This window comes from Simiaoa sp. (genome assembly GCF_051972595.1).
GTDB classification, from domain to species: domain Bacteria; phylum Bacillota; class Clostridia; order Lachnospirales; family Lachnospiraceae; genus Acetatifactor; species Acetatifactor hominis.
Genome location: NZ_JBOKRY010000009.1, coordinates 40,029 through 56,498, shown reverse-complemented (window position 1 = coordinate 56,498; position 16,470 = coordinate 40,029). Strand labels below are relative to the sequence as shown.

Sequence of the window (16,470 nt, the reverse complement as noted above, 5' to 3'; positions counted from 1 at the left end):
TCGACTATAATATCATAAAACACTACATATGTCCAGTTTAAATTTAAAGTATTTTCACACAACGTTCCTTACAGCTGTATAAGTAAAGACTATCAGACAGCACATCCTCCGGAGGGATCTCACTGCTGTTTACCTCAGCGATCATTTCTTTTAATTCCTCCGCACTTCTTCCCTGAGACAGCGGGAGCAGAATAAATTCGTGTACTGAACTGGGGATCAGGTAATAGTCTCCTCCTACACTTCCCGCCAGCCGCTCCAGCACCTTCGGATACATAATGCAGCAGGCTCCGTATGTCTTCCTGGAGTTGGTCAGGATCATCATGGGGATGATCTGATCCAGCTTCCCTGCGATATCCTCCCCCATGTCTTCCAGTTCCTGCAACATTTCCCGTAACGCACTTTTCATGGGCATGATCTCACAGGGGAAAAGCTTTGGTGTATTTCTCACGGCGCATTCAAACAGCTCTCTGTCTGTAACGCCCCAGACTTCCAGGTGGGAATGATACACCGGGATCACACCGTTGATCACTCCTCCTTCCTCACAGGCATAGTAGAAGCATGCCGCCAGATCCAGGATAGGGATAAAAGGTGCCTTTTCCAACAGTTCTTTATTTTTCTCCTTGTTGATCAGGCGAAAACAGATTCTGTCTTTCACTTTCTCAAAATCACAAAAGAAAGAGATATCGATCTCTTTTCCCACTGCATCATCTCTGTATACAGAGACGATCTTGCGGATAATATCTGCGAAAGTAATCCCCTGCTCATACGCCTTCAGGAAAGAATTCAGATATATGGTCGGCATGATATTATCCTCACCCCGACGGATCACAAGTCCCTGAAGGATCACACCGTTGTTCTTCCGGACTTCCTTCAGTTCCACGCGGTATTCTTCTCCCAGTGCCTCTCTGACCGCATGCTGTACCTTAGTTGCAAAAACCAACATTTCCATATGTTACCTCCATGCCTCTCCGAGACAGCATCTCCCCAGAGCTGTCTTCCCATGCGTCATGTGGTATTTCTTCGCTGTTATGTACTGTAAAGCAACAAAAAAGGCAATAAGCCACTATGAAAGTTGCTCATTGCCTTACAGGTTCTGTAATCAGAATATCAGTGATTATGCACGAGACAGATACTCACCGGTTCTGGTGTCGATCTTGATCTTGTCACCCTGGTTAACGAACAGAGGTACAGCTACGGTAGCTCCGGTCTCAACGGTAGCAGGCTTGCTGGCACCGGTAGCGGTATCACCCTTGAATCCGGGCTCAGTCTCTGTGATCTCCAGTTCTACGAACAGAGGAGGCTCAACGGAGAATACGCTGCCATTGTGAGAGCAGATCTTGCACATCTCGTTCTCTTTTACGAACTTCAGTGCATCGCCTACGGTCTCAGCATTCAGTGCAACCTGATCGTAAGTCTCGGTATCCATGAAGTAGTACAGATCACCATCTTCATACAGATACTGCATATCCTTTCTATCAATACGCGCCTGAGGGCACTTCTCAGTAGGACGGAAGGTCTTCTCAACTACACCGCCACTCTTGATGTTCTTCAGCTTGGTTCTAACGAAAGCTGCGCCCTTTCCCGGCTTAACATGCTGGAATTCGATAATCTGGTAAACATTGTTATCATACTCAATGGTAATACCATTTCTGAAATCACCTGCAGAAATCATAATGTATTCCTCCTAATATTTTCACGTCATAATTCTTTAATATTTTAATATAAAAGCATACATATTTCAACTACTTTTGAATATTTTTTTCAAATTTCTCTTAAGAAATCAATTGCCTGCAGATATCCGTCCAGTCCCTGACCATAGATCTGCTTATTGCATACCGGTGCCGTCACGGAAATCTTACGGAATTCTTCTCTGCTTGTAATATCGGAAATATGGACTTCCACTTTCGGAATATCCACGCTTGCCAGTGCGTCCCGGATGGCGTAACTGTAATGGGTATAGGCTCCCGGATTGATCACAATACCGTTTGTTCCATCAAAATAGGCTTCCTGGATCCTGTCGATAATGGCTCCCTCATGATTGCTCTGGAACGTCTGGATATCATCCCCGGTCTCCTTTGCCTTTTTGTCGATCAGATCCAGCAGATACTGATAATCCTGCGTGCCGTAGATTTTTTTCTCCCGGATTCCCAGGAAATTCAGGTTGGGTCCGTTGATCACTAAAATTTTCATTTTCTTCTCACGCTCCTTTTTCTTCGGTGCTTCTTTCAGCTTACGAAGCTGCAGCTGTAATTCCTCTGCCAGTTCATCGGAATGTCCCTTATTTGCATCCAGAATGATATCCGCACATTCCGTATAGATTTTATCCCGTACCTCTAACAATTCCCGGATTCTTCTAAGCGGATCCTCACATTGAAGCAGCGGTCTTGTGGTATCGTTTTTGAGTCTCTCATAGACCACTTCCGGTGACACTCTTAAGTATACCACTGTTCCACATTGATGCAGCAGGGGACGATTCACGGGATTCACCGGGGTTCCTCCGCCTACGGACAGAATATACTCGTATTTCCTGCTGCCGCATTTGCGTAAGACTTCCGTCTCCAGTTCCCGGAAATAGGCTTCCCCGTCATCCGCAAAAATCTCCGAAATGCTCCTGCCTTCCTGTCTCTCAATCATTTTATCCGTATCTTCCACCGGCATCCGCAGCAGATAGGACAGCTTTAATCCCAGTGTAGTTTTCCCTGATCCCATAAAACCGATCAGGACGATATTCCTGCGCTTGTGCTTCATTCTATTTTCCATCCTCTGTCTTTTTCGCTTCCTGCATCCGTTCATAGACTTTGTCTGCCAGCCACGATTTGATCTCACAGCCTGTCCACAGTTCAAACGCAATAATTCCCTGGTACAGCAGCATCTTCGCTCCGTTGTATGCCTTGCCGCCCTGAGCCTCCACCAGCTCCATAAAACGGGTCTTCGGCGGATTAAAGATCAGATCGTAACCGGTATGTACTTTTTCATAAAATGCAGGATCCTCGATCACGGCCGCATCACAGCCTGGATACATTCCCACGCTGGTGGCCTGTATTGCAAGATACCGTTTTCCTGCCGGAAGTGTGTCATACGCATCCATAGGCATTGCTTTTGCAAATTTCCTGCCGGCGATACGATTGACTTCGTCAGCCACCTCCTGTGCTTTCTGCACCGTGCGGTTGAGAAGGATGGCTTCCCTTGCCCCCTTATCCAATAGCAGCATGGCTACGGCTCTCGCCACACCGCCGGCACCCAGGATCAGGACTTTTTCTCCCTTCACCTTCACACCATCTTCGCACATGGCGCGGTACAACCCGGGCATATCGGTGTTATATCCCTTATAGCCTGTCTCAGTCCGTACCAGGGTATTCACCGCTCCGATATTCTCTGCCAGCGGATCTATATCCGCAAGATACGGGATCACATCACTTTTATAAGGAACCGTCACATTTAAACCCAACAGGTTCAGCGCAAAGGCTCCTTTTACGGCATCCTCCAGTCTTCCGTTCTCCACATGAAACGGAACATATGCCAGATTCTCTCCCAGCACCATGGACAGGGTGTTATGGATCACCGGTGATAAGGTATGCTCCACCGGGTTGCCGATCAGTCCACAGGTTCTCGTATAACCATTGATATCATTCAGCATTTTACTTTCCTTTCCGGCAGCATTCTCTATGGTAGAAAAACAGCACAATTTTTTCTAAATATCTCTTCAGGACGATCTGGATCTCTTCCTTAGGATGGATAAGGTGCGTCAGATAGGTCACGATGCCGCATTTTTTGGCGCCCCACACATCCGTGAACAGCTGGTCTCCCACAAAAATTGTAGTCTCCTTCGTAGTATGCATCTGCTCCATGGCACGCAGATAGCCGTCTCTTCCCGGCTTGCCTGCCTTATATATATAAGAAGCTCCTACCGCGTCCGCAAAGCTTTTCACCCGGGGCTCCTTATTATTCGATAATAGAAGCGTCTGAAATCCCAACTCCCGCAGTCTGCCGAAAAATTCGATTGCCTGTGGCGTCGCCGGTGCCCCGTGGGGTACCAGGGTATTATCAATATCAAAAATGATCCCGCGATAGCCCTTTTCGTATAATGTTTTGTAATCTATGCCATAGGCGGAATCCGCCTCATGATCCGGGTAAAACTGATGCAGCATATGTCCCGCCTTTCGTTTCTTTCTCAAAATGATGTCGGGTTCAAAAGCCCCCGACTTTGATGTAATCCGCTTTTTCCCACGGGGAGAAGGTCTGAAAATATGCCTCTTCCAGTGGGATCCACAGCTGTAAAAAGTCCTGTAATCTGTCCTCGCCGTTCCGATTTCGGATCCGATCCTCCTGTGTCTTCCCGTCAATATCCAGAAATACTCTCCGGTCCATATAGTCACCAAATACCGGATGGCAGCTGTATGCTCCCTCCACGAATACAAAGCCGTTATTTTTCACCGGGATCTCCTCTCCCAGAGTCATTCGGGAGCAGTCAAATCTCCGATAGGAAAAAGGTCTGCCGGATGCAAGATTCGGGATCACTTCCGTTAAAAAGCGTTCATAGTGCACATTTCCCCCGGGCTCGCTTCTGCGTTCCGGTGTCCGAAGTGCAGGTGGCAGGAAGAAATCATCCATATGGATCACATCCCCGCCCAGTTCCTTTAAAAGTTTTGCAGCAAGTGTCGTCTTCCCGGCAGCGCATCTTCCGTCAATGGCAATGATCCGTATCTCTTTAGGGAGTTCCCGTAATTCCTCTGCCAGATCATTAAAAAATCTTTGCGATCTCATCCACAGCCTCCGCAATATAGTCTCCCAGTCGTCTGTTCTCTACTCCCACGATCGTCGCATGACATTTGTTCATGGGGAGCAGAACCAGCTTCGCATCGCCAGAAGCCACTGCCGCTGCCATCGTTGGAGTGATCTCTCCCAACATGGCATCCGCCATAACGATTCCCATAGGACCCACGATCACGTCCGCTCTCTTACTGTTATATACCACAGCGTTCTCACCGGTGGCTCCGCTTGTCACGCCGCTCTTCATCATATTCGCCGTAGCCGTGGCGTTGGTTCCCACAGCGATCAGATCCGCCTCCGGGAAACGTTCCTTGAATGCCTCCAGAAGGCTTCTGCCTACGCCTCCGCCCTGACCGTCCATTACCATAATACGCATAACCTTACTCCTGTAAAAATAGTACTTGTTTCATGATAGCATGGCAGATGCTTTTTTGCAATTTATCTTGACAAAAAAATGCCTACCCTTTATTATAAATTGTGCTTCACGAAGGAGCCTGACGCCAGAAGGCATATTACCCCAGAAGGGGAACTATGCCGTTCTGGCTTTTTTGTTACTGTTCAGGCTTTTGCACCTCGAAGAGGCTTTTGCGAATGAAGACTCTGAACAGTTATATTTTATCAGGAGGTTTTATTCCATGAAGAAATTAACCGTTTTAAACAAGAGTATTATCACTGCTCTGTGTGTTGCCTTATGTGTGGTACTGCCCATGGCTCTGCATGCGATCCCTAAGGGTGGCGTCCTGTTCTCTCCCATGCATCTGCCCGTGCTGCTGTGCGGTCTGGTCTGCGGGGCTCCCTTTGGTCTCATCTGTGGTATTTTAGGACCCTTTGTATCCAGTATGCTCACCGGCATGCCCGCTTTCGGCTATATGCCTATCATGATGATCGAGTTGGGACTCTATGGTCTGATCAGCGGTCTGGTCATACAGTTTCTCCGCAGCGGCAAGCTGGTCGTTGATCTGTATGCGGCTTTAATCATTGCCATGCTGGGCGGCCGCGTGATCACCGGAATCCTGCGTGCCCTGATCTTCGCCGGCGGTTCTTACAGCTGGTCTGCCTGGGCTACCGGATATTTCGTATCCTGCCTCCCCGGCATCATTATCCAGCTGATTTTACTTCCTACTATCTATGTGGCATTGGAACGCGCTCGTCTCCTGCCGGTTCGTTACACTGCCGTTTCTGCTACCGCAGAGGCCGAAGCTGCATAATAATTATGATACCAGGGTCAGTAGTGCGTAGCACATACAAAATGGCTCCTCTGTCTTACGACAGGAGAGCCATTTTTTGTTTGTAGATCCGTATGAAATAAAGAATCTCCGCCACTGCGGTAATGCTCCAGGAGAACATATACAGCAGGTACAGGGACGGAATCGTATGAAAATATGCAAATACCGTATAAACCCAGATCACACGGAATACACAGGAGCCCATGATGACAATGAACATCGGTACAATACTTTTGCCCAGGGCTCTGGCTGCCGCAATGGTACAGTCCATAAATGCCGAGATACAATAGGAAAAGCCCATAATCGTCAGACGATACATTCCGGCATCCATAACTGCTGCATCTCTGGTAAACAGGGCCAAAAACGGTCTTCCGAAAACCACCAGTGACACTCCCAGGAGCAGACCGATACCGAAGGAATACGCCAGGCTGATGAGGTAACTGTTCCGCACTCTTTTCTTTTTACCGGCGCCGTAATTCTGCCCCATAAAACTGCCACAGGCGGTATAGAATGCCGCCATGACATCATACACCAGTGCATCCGCATTGGTAGCTGCGGAATTGCCAGCCACCATCGTGGCATCAAAGGAGTTTACGCCCATCTGCACGAAGCTGTTGGCGAACTGGAAGATCACGTTCTGCAATCCGGAAGGCATTCCCAGCTTCAGAATGTCCCTGGTAAGCTCCCGATCCATCCGCAGTTTTCCGGGATGCAGTGCATAGATGCCTTTGCTTCGAAGCAGTGCCTGTAAGATCAGCACAGCGGATACGTATTGGGAAATGATACTTGCTAATGCCACTCCCGCTACATCCATCCGGCAGACAATGACGAAGAAAAGATTTAAGATAATATTCAACACTCCGGAAAATCCCAGATAATACAGCGGCTTTTTTGTATTGCCCACCGCACTGTACACCGCGTTACCGAAATTGTAAATGGCCAGTGCCGGCATTCCCAGGTAATAGATCCGCAGGTATAATACCGCTTTGTCCAACAGTTCTTCTTTCGTCTTCAATGCCGTCAGCATCCACTCAGACAAGCCTACCCCCAGCACTAATAACAATACGCCCATGATCAGGCTGACCAGTGCTGCGGAATGGATGGTCTTCGACAGGCTGTCCTTATCTTTTGCTCCGTAATATAATGCCGTTAATACATTGATACCACCGGACAGACCAATGAGGAACCCGGTAAACATGGTGACCAGTGTCGCCGTGGAGCCCACTGCGCCCAGAGACAGAGATCCCGCGAACTGTCCGATCACTGCAATATCCGCCATATTGAAAAGCACCTGCAGCAGATTAGACAGCATCAGCGGCACACTGAAGATCAGTATTTTCTTCCCTAAGGATCCTTCCGTCAGATCCTGCATATTCTGTTTCATCTTGCTTTTATCCTTTTCCCTGTTACTTACTTGATTCCAATTACAATCCTCCCCGCCAGCTTCCACTCTGACGAAAAGAACGGTCAAAAAGCTTTTTTGCTCTCTGACCGTCCCCTATTCTAGCATATCTTTTCTTTGTTTGCCATATTTCTTTTCTATAATTTTCTGCTATATTTATCTGCTATTTTTCTGCTGTATTACGCTGCCTCTTTGTCTGAATTTTTCCCGGCACCGAACAGCTTACGGATGCAGCTGTAAGCAACCATAACGCCCAGTACCATAAGCAGCACGGCAATGATCAGCTGTAAACCGTCTACCAGGAAGGTTGCCTGTCCGGCAGCCACATTTTTCACCAACGCGATCGTCTTCTGGATCAATGCGGTGAAGGTTACGACTAACATCACTCCCATGGGGAAGTACAGCGTCCAGCCGGTACGACCGGTGGTTTTTAAGAATACTGCCAGTGCGATCAGTACCAGTGCGGCCAACAGCTGGTTCGCAGAACCGAACAGTGGCCATACATTGTTGTATCCGCCCAGAGTCAGCAGATAGCCGAAGAACAGTGTAATCACGGTTGCAAAATACTTATTGGTCAGAACCTTCTGCAGGGGAGTCATCTTTGCAGTGTCTGTGGTATCCCCTAAGAACAGCTCCTGGAAGGACATCCGTCCGATTCTTGCGACCGAATCCAGGGAAGTCAGTGCCAGTGCGGATACACACATGGTCATGAAAACGGTTGCCACGGTTACGGGAACACCCATCTTCTCCAGGAATCCTGCAACGCCGGAGGAGAAAATGGAGAAAGGAGTGCCATCGGGTTTCGTACCATTCACAGCTACTGCCCCGACAACTACCAGTGCTACCACACCAAGCAGGCTCTCTACGATCATGGCACCGTACCCTACCATGGGCATATCTTTTTCATTGCTGATGGTCTTGGAAGAAGTACCGGAGGATACCAGGCTATGGAATCCGGATACCGCACCGCAGGCGATTGTGACAAACAGCGTCGGGAACAGGCTGCTGTTGCCCACCTGAAAACCGTTAAATGCATTCAGCTCCATATCGGGATGTGCTACGACCACACCGAGTACAGCGCCGATGATCATGCCCAGTAACATAAAGGTGGTCATGTAATCTCTGGGCTGCATCAGAAGCCACATAGGCATTACGGATGCCAGGAACAGGTATGCCATGATGATGTAGATCCATACGGTCTTGGAAGCATAGATCGGAAGCTTCATACCTACCGCAAACATCACTACCAGCAGACCGATGGCTACGACTGCCTTGACCCACTCGTTCATTTTTCCAACCTTTTTCTGGATCAGACCGAAGATCACAGCGACCAGGATGAACAACATGGAAATGGATGCTGCACTGCCGTTAGCATATGCCACACTTGCATCTTCCAGTCCGGTACCCACGAAAGTACCTGCCACCATATCGGTAAAGGCTGCGATAACCAACAGAGTGAACAGCCAGCAGAACAGCATGAACAACTTTCTGCCGGTCTTACCGATGTATTTTTCAATGATCATCCCCATGGATTTTCCTTCGTTCTTCACAGAGGCATACAGGGCACCGAAGTCCTGCACCGCACCGAAGAACAATCCTCCGATCAGAAGCCACAGAAGCACAGGCACCCATCCGAATACCGATGCGAGGATGGGACCCGTCACAGGGCCTGCCCCCGCGATAGAGGAAAACTGATGAGAAAATACGGTGAATTTGGAGGAAGGCACGAAGTCCTCTCCGTCTTCATGGGTAAACGCAGGCGTCTTCGCCTTCTCATCGATTCCCCACTTTTTTGCAAGCCATCTTCCGTAGAATACATAGCCTGCTGCCAGCACTGCCATTGCGATCAGAATGATTACCAAACTGTTCATTTTTGTTTCCTTCTTTCTTGTGTCTTGTTATTTTGTCGTGACAGAAAGAAAAATTCTGATTGCCCGTAAAACAAAAAAGCCTTCCGTCTCAGGCACCCTTAAGCACCCAAAGACGAAAAGCTCTAAGCTCTCCGCGTTACCACTTTGCTTGCCATGTTTTATCACATGACCTCTTGTTCCCATCTCCATGAAATACAAATATCCCATTTCCAACAGGCTTCTAAATAACGGTAGAATACCGGTGACACCTACTTAAAATCTTCAGTGCACTTCTCACAGAGGATACTCTGTCATACTCACATACCGTCTCACACCAGCCGACGGCTCTCTGAAATGCTTCCGTATGCAGATCTTGTTCTGCTCATCGAATTTCACTTTCTGTTTGATAGCAACAATACCACTCTGCTTTTATATTGTCAATAACTTTCTTTTCACATTTCCTTGATCTTTTTTATCATTTTCCCTTTTTATCGGCAATCAGGGGCTTAATGGCGGAATAAATTTCACTGGTGCGCTTACTGTCCTTGAACTCTTTGTTCAGGGCATTGTTGATGCCCTGCTTGGTCTTGTACTGGCGGATGAATTTTACCACCTGAGGGACGATTGCCTGATCAGTAAGGACCTTTTCTACGGCTAGAGTCAGTTCATCCGGTTCCTCCGCAGGCTTCTTTTCTGCTGGTTTCTTCTCTGCGGGTTTCTTCTCAGTAGGCTTCTTCTCTGCAGATTTCTTTTCCGCGGTCTTATCATCTGTCTTTGCAACACTCTTCTTTCTCGTGTTGCTCTTTTTCCTTGAAGGCTTCTTCACGGGTTGTACAGGCGTGTCCACCGTCTCAGGCTCCGGCTGTGCGGGCTCCTCGGGCACATCCGCCTTCTCCGGCTCCGGCTGTACGGGTTCTTGGGTCTCTTCTACTGGCTCCGGCAATGTGGGGGCTTCGGGTGCATCCGCTTTCTCAGTCTTCGGCTGTACGGGTTTTTGGGTCTCTTCTACCGGCTCCGGCAGTGTGGGCTGCGGCTGTGCGGGCTGCGGCTGTTCTGTCACATCCTCTGCTGCGGTAACAACTGTTTCTGTCTCCTGTTCCTCTTCTGTCAGAAGATTCTGCTCTGCCGCAGGATTCTTCCCCCATAAGAGGTTACGGATGATCCGCACGGGAACTCCCTGCGCCTTCCAGTACACCATGAGGCTGGTGAAACCATTGTCCTTGGTCACGATAAAATAATTCGGGTGTATCCCCTCCCTCTGCTGTTCGCAGATCAGATATCCCAGATAGGTTGCCAGCTGGAAATCCAGTGCATTCTTGGTCCCCACCGCTACCTTGTGGTAAATGATGTTTGCCTTCGTCTCATTTAATTTCCGATGCAGGTCAAAGGTCATGCTGTCAGCATTATCGCTGTAAAAAATACAGACAGTATCTTCCTCCGTCAGAAGCTCCACGCCTTCCATGCCACGGCTTTTTACATTTTCGAAATCAATCAGATAATATGCCATTATTTCTCCTCTTCGTCCGCTGTATCACTATTCTCTGCCTCTTCAGATTCTTCCATCTGCTCTGTCGGTTCCTCTTCTGTCACCGTCATCTCCACAGCATCCGTCTGTTCTGTCTGTTCAGAAGTCTCTGTATCTCCCATGGGATCTGCCGCTGTTGATGTCTTAGTAACCTCAGGAATTTCCGTCGGCTCCTGCTTTTTCTTCGGAAGCTTTTCACGGATACTCTCTTTCCAGCCGGAGAAGACTTCCTTTGTCCGCTTTTTCCATTCTCTTCTCTTCGCTGCACGCTTCTGTCTGGCTTCTTCCTTTAATTCCAGCTTTTCCTGCTTTTTCGCCTGCTTCGCCAGTGCCTTTTCTTCCAGTTCCACTTCTTTGATGGCAGCCTTTTCGATGTCACGGATGTAATGGTTCGCCTTTTTATGATTCTTGCGATCCAGGCGATACGGGTCATACAGGAAGTAGGACACCGCTCCCAGCATCAGAAGCACCACTCCGGCTATCGTAAGCGCCGGTACGATAAGGGCATACTCCGTAAATCCCAGTTCATAGCACACAAACACGATAAGCATCGCTGGGAACAGGAGCAGATACAGAACCCTCGTCAGGACATCCAATATTGCATGCTGTCTCTTCCCATTGTTCAGCAGCGTTCCTTCGATAGCTGTATAAAAAGCCATAAAAATACATAATTCCGAGCCGAAGCCATGGAGATATCCACAGATTCCGGTCAAGATCAGTGACAGGAAAAACATCCCGAACGCTGTTCCCTGATACAAGGCATTGCGGTACTCCGTCATTCCCTGCAGCTTGTCCTCACTGATGCCGTGCATCTGATAGACATCCTTGCGGATCAGGCGTTCAAACTCCTCGTTATACCGCTGTTCCTCTCTGGTGTTGCGCAGATGGTCTTCCACCGCCTTGCTCATCTGTTCAATATATTCCTGCTCCTTGCGGATGCGCTTAGTCCGAAGCTGCTCCAGCTCGTTCTGACGTCTTACTTCCTCTTCCAGCTTACGTACTTTACCGATCCTTGGATTTTTCACCGTAATCTCCGGAGGTTCCGGGAGCACCGTGCTTTCTTTTTTTCCCTGTTCTTCCTGTTCATCCATTTTTGGGTCCTCTTTCTGTGTGTGATCCGTTAGTCCTATTATAATTTTTCCCACACAGAAAAACAACCTTTAGTTCCCCTTTTCTTCGGTTTTCTCCCAGCCTGCCATCAAATGCAGTTCCAACGGAGCGTTATAATCCGGTTCTCCGCCTTTTTGTGCAAAAAAGCGGGATGCAGGCAGAGTCTCCACCCGTATGTCTCCCTCATCCGTTGCGAGATACCAGCCTGCGAAATGATACCCTTCCCGTTCCGGAGTCGGATATCCACACAGATACACTGTTCCGCCGGAATATTTCGGTGTCAGTGCATTATACGTCTGCGATGGTTGTCCTGCAATCGTTCCTCCATTGGCATCCAATACCATAATCATCTGCCATGCAGCAGGATCCTGCGAGTTCCACACCGCGTGAATATCCACACTGCGATTGCCTTCCTCATCCGGTTTGATCCTGGCTGCATCCTCTGCGGTAAAGCTTTCCGTAAGCAGACTCCACTTCGGATAGGTATCCTTCTCACCTGAAAAATGTGCCGCCCATCCCAGGAATGCAAAGCCTTCCGGCGTCTCCGGCTGCGGCAGAGCGATCACTTCTCCGGCAAAGAGCTGTTCTATGGTGATTTCTCCTTCTTCCAGGATCCGCTCCCAGGCGTCAGCAGTGGGATTGGCCAGGTGAGTCTCATTATATATCTTGTAATATAAGGTGCCGCTTTCCAGAGGATACTGTTTTTCGATAGGTTCTGACGTTTCTGCTATTGCGACATCTGTTTCTGGCTCTGTTGTCGCGGACTGTACATGGTCATTTTCCCTGCCGTCCCGATTCTCTCCGTTTTCATCAGGTACCTGCACCTCCTCCGTTGTCTGTGCCGGTATTTTCGTCTGATCTGCCTCAGTTCCATACACGCTGCAGCCAAGCAGTACACAAGCTGTCAGCATACAGAGTATGCGCATTGCTTTTCGCTTCCGGCTTTCACTGCGTTCCGGTACCCCTTTTTCCACAGGTTGTTTACTCTGCAGATATTCGTCCGGCAACGGTGGATATTCCGGGGCTATGGAATCCGGCGGGAGTGTCTGGTATTCCGGTAGTATATTGTTTTCCTGTTTCTGCATTTTATTATTCCTATGATCTTTATGATCTTCTTTGATCTTCATTTTCTCTTTTATTACCGGATCCACCCATTATTTGTTATGTACATCCAGCTGCGGGAAAGGGCACTCCACGCCCAGCTTCCGGAAGCCCAACAGCAGATCGTGATTCAGAATACGCATGCCGGAATAGATATTTTTCTCCGAGACTTCCACTACGAACCGGAGCAATATTCCGGAATCCTGCAATGCCTGCACTCCCACGTACACAGGAACTTTTTTCATAGTATCTTCATGTGCTTTGTAGATCGACTCAAGGAGTTCCGGCAGTTCACTTTCCAGCTTTTCAAGATCCGTTTCATAAGGGATGCTGATATCGCAGACAGCCTTGGAATAATTGTCGGAGCGGTTCAGGATATTTTTCATTTCGGAATTATTGATGATCTTCACATTGTCGCCGGTGTCCGTGATACAGGTGGTACGGATGCCGATGCTCGTAACAGTTCCGCGGAAACCGTTCACCTCTACGATATCTCCCACATTATACTGATTCTCCAACAGCATAAAAGTTCCTGTCACCACATCCGCGATCAGACTCTCCGCGCTGAAACCGACGATCAGAGCCAATACTCCGACACTGGCAATGATGGTAGTCATGTTAACTCCGAGGATCGTCAGTCCTGCGCACAGAATCACCAGAAACGCAATATATTTTGTCAGACTGGATAACAGAGAGAGCACAGACCTGGCTCTGTGATTCGCCGGTTTGATCAGCCCAAGGATCCATACGATCAGACTTTTTAAGAACAATACCCCGAAGATCAAAAGCAATAATTTACAGACTGCAACTGCATTGACCGTAAATATTCTCCCCAATTCCTCTGTCTGAATCTGTCCGGTTCCCAGCGCGATTCCCATAATAAGTGCTAAAAGCACTGCATACACGATTATTTTTTTCACATTTTTCTTCTTATCTTTGTCTTCCATTTTCCCTTGTTTTCCTCCTTTGCAAACTGCTTTTTGATGGTTCATTTTATCATTTTTACGGAGCAAAACACAGTTGACAAATGTCTCATTATGGTAATATGTGACTATTTCACAAATATAGTAATGATTCCTATTATCATATTTGTTACTTTATTCCATTTTCTTTTTTCAGGAAAAGAGATATACTATATACAGAAACAAGGAACTGTTTCCATTAACCACAACGTAAAAGAAAGGATGATAGATTATGGCAAAATTATATACAATTACTTTAAACGGTGTTACAGAGGATACTTACAACAAGGCAACGGATTACATTCAGGCAAATGCCCTTCGCCTGAACTATCGCCCGGCTGCTTCCACCATTGATGCGGAATTCCCGGATGACATTGATCCCGCTAAAGCTCCGGAGCTTGCTGATGCTGTGATCCGCGAGGTGCATCAGACTCTGTAATTTACTTTTTTCATTTTCCCAGAGCTGCAAAAGTCCGTCGATGCCTTAATGCACCGACGGACTTTTTCTCATTTTTATACATGATTGTTACCGGGGATACAACCCCTTTCTTCTGATGCTCGGATCTAACGGACGCTCTCAGCCTCCCACTCCACTACAGCTCCACTGGATGCATCGATCGTAAAGTCATATTCCGTTCCGCCATAGATGATCTTGCCTTCGTATTCCGGACGTCCATCGTCATAATCGAATTGCCATTCGTAGATGTCCTTCTCCGTTGCACCACTGACACGGCCAAGTGCTGTCTGCTTCGCATCTGCCTCACTGACAGTGACGCTATTGCTGCCACTCCACCCCGCTGTTTTTTCATCGTATCCGGAACTTAAAATCTCACCGGTATCCACGGCTATTTCATAGTCGTACTTCTTACCGCCTGCGTACCATTCAATTTCATACACCTGGCGTCTGCCTTCATAGTCCAGCCTGGACTTGGTGATCGTCGCATCCGTTGCCTTCACCCCTGCGTGCTCAAGAGCTATCTTCTGTGCTGTTTCTTCGTCCACTGTCCCGGTTACGGTCTGTGCCGGAGTTGTGTCAGAAGCAGCAGCGGGGGCTGTCGCCTCCGTCTGTGCCTGGGTATCGACGGCATTCTTATCCCTGCTGCTCATTTCCATGACTGCACCTGTTTCTGCGTTAACCGTGTAGGCATAGGCATAATCGCCCGAAGTAAACTCAACCTTATAACAGGACGTCCCTGCTACTTCATTCAGGGTCGTCGCTGAGATCGCTGCATTCTCCGCTGCAATATTGGCTGCCTTTAACGCTACCTCCTGTGCCGCTTCCATGCTGATCAACTGTGCCTGGCTGCTTGCCTGCTGATTCGTTACTGCATTACCGCCACATCCGGTCATAGCCACCGCCAGGGACAGTGCTGCGCCGGTTAAAATCAACTTACGTTTCATCATCTATCTTTACCTCCTTCAATTCAAATTGAATTGCGTAGATTGTAGCAGACAGCCATTTTTTGTGTCAATAGACGATTTTTAATTTTTCTATTAAATTTTCATGTAATCTATACTTCATGCGCTACGGTTTATCAGTTGATCAGCTCACTCTCCAGATTCTGAAGCATCATATCCTGAAATTCTGCATATTTTTTTAATTTGTCCTTCTGTGCATCCAAGCTGTAACCATCCACCTGAATTACTGTTGGGTACTCCTTGCAGAAATCTGTAAATTCTATGTTGTGAAGTTTATTATTTCCAACATTATCACTGAATAAAATAATAGCTACTCCGGTCGGAGAATTCTTAAGGTGTACCAGCGTCCTTAAGCCAATATAATTGTCAACGACATATATTGACGACTTTGCCTGCTTATAAATGGATTCATATACCTCATCTGCACTACTGAATTTTGCATTAAACATGAGCCACTTGTCATCATCATCTGAAACAAAGCTGTTCATCATATCAGCCAACTCAGATTTTGTCACAACATCCTTCAAGCCTTCTGCAACATCTGAAATCTGCTTTTCAAGAGATATCATATCTGAGTTGATTTTGTTAATTTCTATTCTGTTGTTAGCAGTTTCCATGCTTAACTGAAGTATTTCCCGCTGACCTATAAGATCTCGATTTTCTAAAATGTAATCTTTCATTTTCTTAAAAGTCTTCACAAGTGCACGGCTTTGTTTAATTGCAAGCTCGCCGCGCAAAACTGTCATAAGCATATATACTCCCTGTTCTGTAAACACATAAGGTTTGTATTTTATATTTGACCCTCTTCCAACATTCAAGGTGAAATTTTTGCACCTTGAAAGATTTTCCACTTCTTCATCATTCAATTCAAACATAAAATCATCGCCTACAAATTTGGCAATGTTATTCTTAACCTGCCTTTTAAAATTTTTGGTTTCATACCCATAAATTTCTGCCAAGTCTGAATCAAGCATAACTTTTTTCCCTCTGAATTCATAAAGCCGATCCTTCATGTATTCTTCTGTAATTTCAATTACTGCAATTTCTTCTTTCTTCTCTTCCGTCATAAATTTCCTTCCTGATTTTGCGGTCACAATCTGTGACC

At 47.4% G+C, this 16,470-nt stretch carries 17 protein-coding genes, 1 pseudogene and 1 other annotated feature; of the genes and pseudogenes, 2 read left to right on the top strand and 16 right to left on the bottom strand.

Annotated features, from left to right (window positions below):
• Nucleotides 1-43: 43 nt before the first annotated feature.
• From ACTRDR_RS05385 to ACTRDR_RS05350, 8 genes and pseudogenes are all read right to left on the bottom strand, one after another.
• Nucleotides 44-949: a DUF5688 family protein gene (locus ACTRDR_RS05385; RefSeq protein WP_440526423.1), complete on the bottom strand. Its 906-nt coding sequence runs from the start codon at nt 947-949 to the stop codon at nt 44-46.
• Between the two features lie 165 nt (nt 950-1,114).
• The gene (efp, locus tag ACTRDR_RS05380) at nt 1,115-1,672 is read right to left on the bottom strand and encodes an elongation factor P (protein ID WP_176863417.1); all 558 of its coding nucleotides are present in this window, start codon (nt 1,670-1,672) and stop codon (nt 1,115-1,117) included.
• Nucleotides 1,673-1,761: 89 nt separating this feature from the next.
• Nucleotides 1,762-2,190, bottom strand: a complete 429-nt coding sequence (gene aroQ, locus ACTRDR_RS05375) for a type II 3-dehydroquinate dehydratase (RefSeq protein ID WP_440526454.1) — start codon at nt 2,188-2,190, stop codon at nt 1,762-1,764.
• A 111-nt stretch (nt 2,191-2,301) separates the two neighbouring features.
• Nucleotides 2,302-2,658: pseudogene (locus ACTRDR_RS05370) on the bottom strand (shikimate kinase); the annotation flags it as partial.
• A gap of 91 nt (nt 2,659-2,749) precedes the next feature.
• Nucleotides 2,750-3,637, bottom strand: coding sequence for a shikimate dehydrogenase (gene aroE, locus ACTRDR_RS05365; protein WP_440526422.1), 888 nt, complete (start codon nt 3,635-3,637; stop codon nt 2,750-2,752).
• A gap of 1 nt (nt 3,638) precedes the next feature.
• Nucleotides 3,639-4,148, bottom strand: coding sequence for a YqeG family HAD IIIA-type phosphatase (locus tag ACTRDR_RS05360; protein ID WP_440526421.1), 510 nt, complete (start codon nt 4,146-4,148; stop codon nt 3,639-3,641).
• A 40-nt stretch (nt 4,149-4,188) separates the two neighbouring features.
• A complete protein-coding gene (locus ACTRDR_RS05355) occupies nt 4,189-4,764 on the bottom strand; it encodes a uridine kinase family protein (RefSeq protein ID WP_440526420.1) in 576 nt (191 codons plus the stop codon).
• Nucleotides 4,742-5,146 (bottom strand): DUF3842 family protein, encoded by a 405-nt coding sequence (locus ACTRDR_RS05350; RefSeq protein WP_440526419.1) that lies wholly within the window; start codon nt 5,144-5,146, stop codon nt 4,742-4,744. Before ACTRDR_RS05350 ends, ACTRDR_RS05355 begins: the two co-directional genes overlap by 23 nt.
• Before the next feature lie 259 nt (nt 5,147-5,405).
• Between ACTRDR_RS05350 and ACTRDR_RS05345 the strand changes: the two genes are divergently transcribed.
• Nucleotides 5,406-5,978: an ECF transporter S component gene (locus ACTRDR_RS05345; protein WP_440526418.1), complete on the top strand. Its 573-nt coding sequence runs from the start codon at nt 5,406-5,408 to the stop codon at nt 5,976-5,978.
• A 55-nt stretch (nt 5,979-6,033) separates the two neighbouring features.
• Here ACTRDR_RS05345 and ACTRDR_RS05340 read toward each other — a convergent pair whose 3' ends face one another.
• The 6 genes from ACTRDR_RS05340 to ACTRDR_RS05315 form a co-directional block, all read right to left on the bottom strand.
• Nucleotides 6,034-7,380 (bottom strand): MATE family efflux transporter, encoded by a 1,347-nt coding sequence (locus ACTRDR_RS05340; protein ID WP_440526417.1) that lies wholly within the window; start codon nt 7,378-7,380, stop codon nt 6,034-6,036.
• Nucleotides 7,381-7,577: 197 nt separating this feature from the next.
• A complete protein-coding gene (locus tag ACTRDR_RS05335; protein WP_440526416.1) occupies nt 7,578-9,269 on the bottom strand; it encodes a carbon starvation CstA family protein in 1,692 nt (563 codons plus the stop codon).
• Nucleotides 9,270-9,374: 105 nt separating this feature from the next.
• Nucleotides 9,375-9,643 (bottom strand) — a binding site (T-box leader).
• 80 nt (nt 9,644-9,723) lie between these two features.
• Nucleotides 9,724-10,755: a PIN domain-containing protein gene (locus tag ACTRDR_RS05330; protein WP_440526415.1), complete on the bottom strand. Its 1,032-nt coding sequence runs from the start codon at nt 10,753-10,755 to the stop codon at nt 9,724-9,726.
• Nucleotides 10,755-11,864 carry a hypothetical protein gene (locus ACTRDR_RS05325; RefSeq protein WP_440526414.1) on the bottom strand — a complete coding sequence of 370 codons (1,110 nt, stop codon included), beginning with the start codon at nt 11,862-11,864 and terminating at the stop codon, nt 10,755-10,757. Before ACTRDR_RS05325 ends, ACTRDR_RS05330 begins: the two co-directional genes overlap by 1 nt.
• Nucleotides 11,865-11,933: 69 nt before the next feature.
• Nucleotides 11,934-13,010 carry an InlB B-repeat-containing protein gene (locus ACTRDR_RS05320; protein ID WP_440526413.1) on the bottom strand — a complete coding sequence of 359 codons (1,077 nt, stop codon included), beginning with the start codon at nt 13,008-13,010 and terminating at the stop codon, nt 11,934-11,936.
• A gap of 27 nt (nt 13,011-13,037) precedes the next feature.
• Nucleotides 13,038-13,931 (bottom strand): mechanosensitive ion channel family protein, encoded by an 894-nt coding sequence (locus ACTRDR_RS05315; RefSeq protein WP_440526412.1) that lies wholly within the window; start codon nt 13,929-13,931, stop codon nt 13,038-13,040.
• A 247-nt stretch (nt 13,932-14,178) separates the two neighbouring features.
• Between ACTRDR_RS05315 and ACTRDR_RS05310 the strand changes: the two genes are divergently transcribed.
• Nucleotides 14,179-14,385: a hypothetical protein gene (locus ACTRDR_RS05310; protein ID WP_022154930.1), complete on the top strand. Its 207-nt coding sequence runs from the start codon at nt 14,179-14,181 to the stop codon at nt 14,383-14,385.
• Between the two features lie 125 nt (nt 14,386-14,510).
• On the opposite strand, the gene ACTRDR_RS05305 is transcribed toward ACTRDR_RS05310, so the two are convergent.
• Nucleotides 14,511-15,350: a PepSY domain-containing protein gene (locus ACTRDR_RS05305; protein WP_440526411.1), complete on the bottom strand. Its 840-nt coding sequence runs from the start codon at nt 15,348-15,350 to the stop codon at nt 14,511-14,513.
• Nucleotides 15,351-15,481: 131 nt separating this feature from the next.
• Nucleotides 15,482-16,432: an ORF6N domain-containing protein gene (locus ACTRDR_RS05300; protein WP_440526410.1), complete on the bottom strand. Its 951-nt coding sequence runs from the start codon at nt 16,430-16,432 to the stop codon at nt 15,482-15,484.
• Between the last annotated feature and the right edge of the window lie 38 nt (nt 16,433-16,470).

Coding starts and splice junctions, on each gene's coding strand:
- ACTRDR_RS05330 (WP_440526415.1), bottom strand. CDS start 10,755: ATGGCATATTATCTGATTGATTTCGAAAATGTAAAAAGCCGTGGCATG.
- aroE (WP_440526422.1), bottom strand. CDS start 3,637: ATGCTGAATGATATCAATGGTTATACGAGAACCTGTGGACTGATCGGC.
- ACTRDR_RS05360 (WP_440526421.1), bottom strand. CDS start 4,148: ATGCTGCATCAGTTTTACCCGGATCATGAGGCGGATTCCGCCTATGGC.
- ACTRDR_RS05335 (WP_440526416.1), bottom strand. CDS start 9,269: ATGAACAGTTTGGTAATCATTCTGATCGCAATGGCAGTGCTGGCAGCA.
- ACTRDR_RS05350 (WP_440526419.1), bottom strand. CDS start 5,146: ATGCGTATTATGGTAATGGACGGTCAGGGCGGAGGCGTAGGCAGAAGC.
- ACTRDR_RS05355 (WP_440526420.1), bottom strand. CDS start 4,764: ATGAGATCGCAAAGATTTTTTAATGATCTGGCAGAGGAATTACGGGAA.
- ACTRDR_RS05315 (WP_440526412.1), bottom strand. CDS start 13,931: ATGGAAGACAAAGATAAGAAGAAAAATGTGAAAAAAATAATCGTGTAT.
- ACTRDR_RS05345 (WP_440526418.1), top strand. CDS start 5,406: ATGAAGAAATTAACCGTTTTAAACAAGAGTATTATCACTGCTCTGTGT.
- ACTRDR_RS05325 (WP_440526414.1), bottom strand. CDS start 11,864: ATGGATGAACAGGAAGAACAGGGAAAAAAAGAAAGCACGGTGCTCCCG.
- ACTRDR_RS05385 (WP_440526423.1), bottom strand. CDS start 949: ATGGAAATGTTGGTTTTTGCAACTAAGGTACAGCATGCGGTCAGAGAG.
- ACTRDR_RS05305 (WP_440526411.1), bottom strand. CDS start 15,350: ATGATGAAACGTAAGTTGATTTTAACCGGCGCAGCACTGTCCCTGGCG.
- ACTRDR_RS05320 (WP_440526413.1), bottom strand. CDS start 13,010: ATGAAGATCAAAGAAGATCATAAAGATCATAGGAATAATAAAATGCAG.
- aroQ (WP_440526454.1), bottom strand. CDS start 2,190: ATGAAAATTTTAGTGATCAACGGACCCAACCTGAATTTCCTGGGAATC.
- ACTRDR_RS05340 (WP_440526417.1), bottom strand. CDS start 7,380: ATGAAACAGAATATGCAGGATCTGACGGAAGGATCCTTAGGGAAGAAA.
- ACTRDR_RS05300 (WP_440526410.1), bottom strand. CDS start 16,432: ATGACGGAAGAGAAGAAAGAAGAAATTGCAGTAATTGAAATTACAGAA.
- ACTRDR_RS05310 (WP_022154930.1), top strand. CDS start 14,179: ATGGCAAAATTATATACAATTACTTTAAACGGTGTTACAGAGGATACT.
- efp (WP_176863417.1), bottom strand. CDS start 1,672: ATGATTTCTGCAGGTGATTTCAGAAATGGTATTACCATTGAGTATGAT.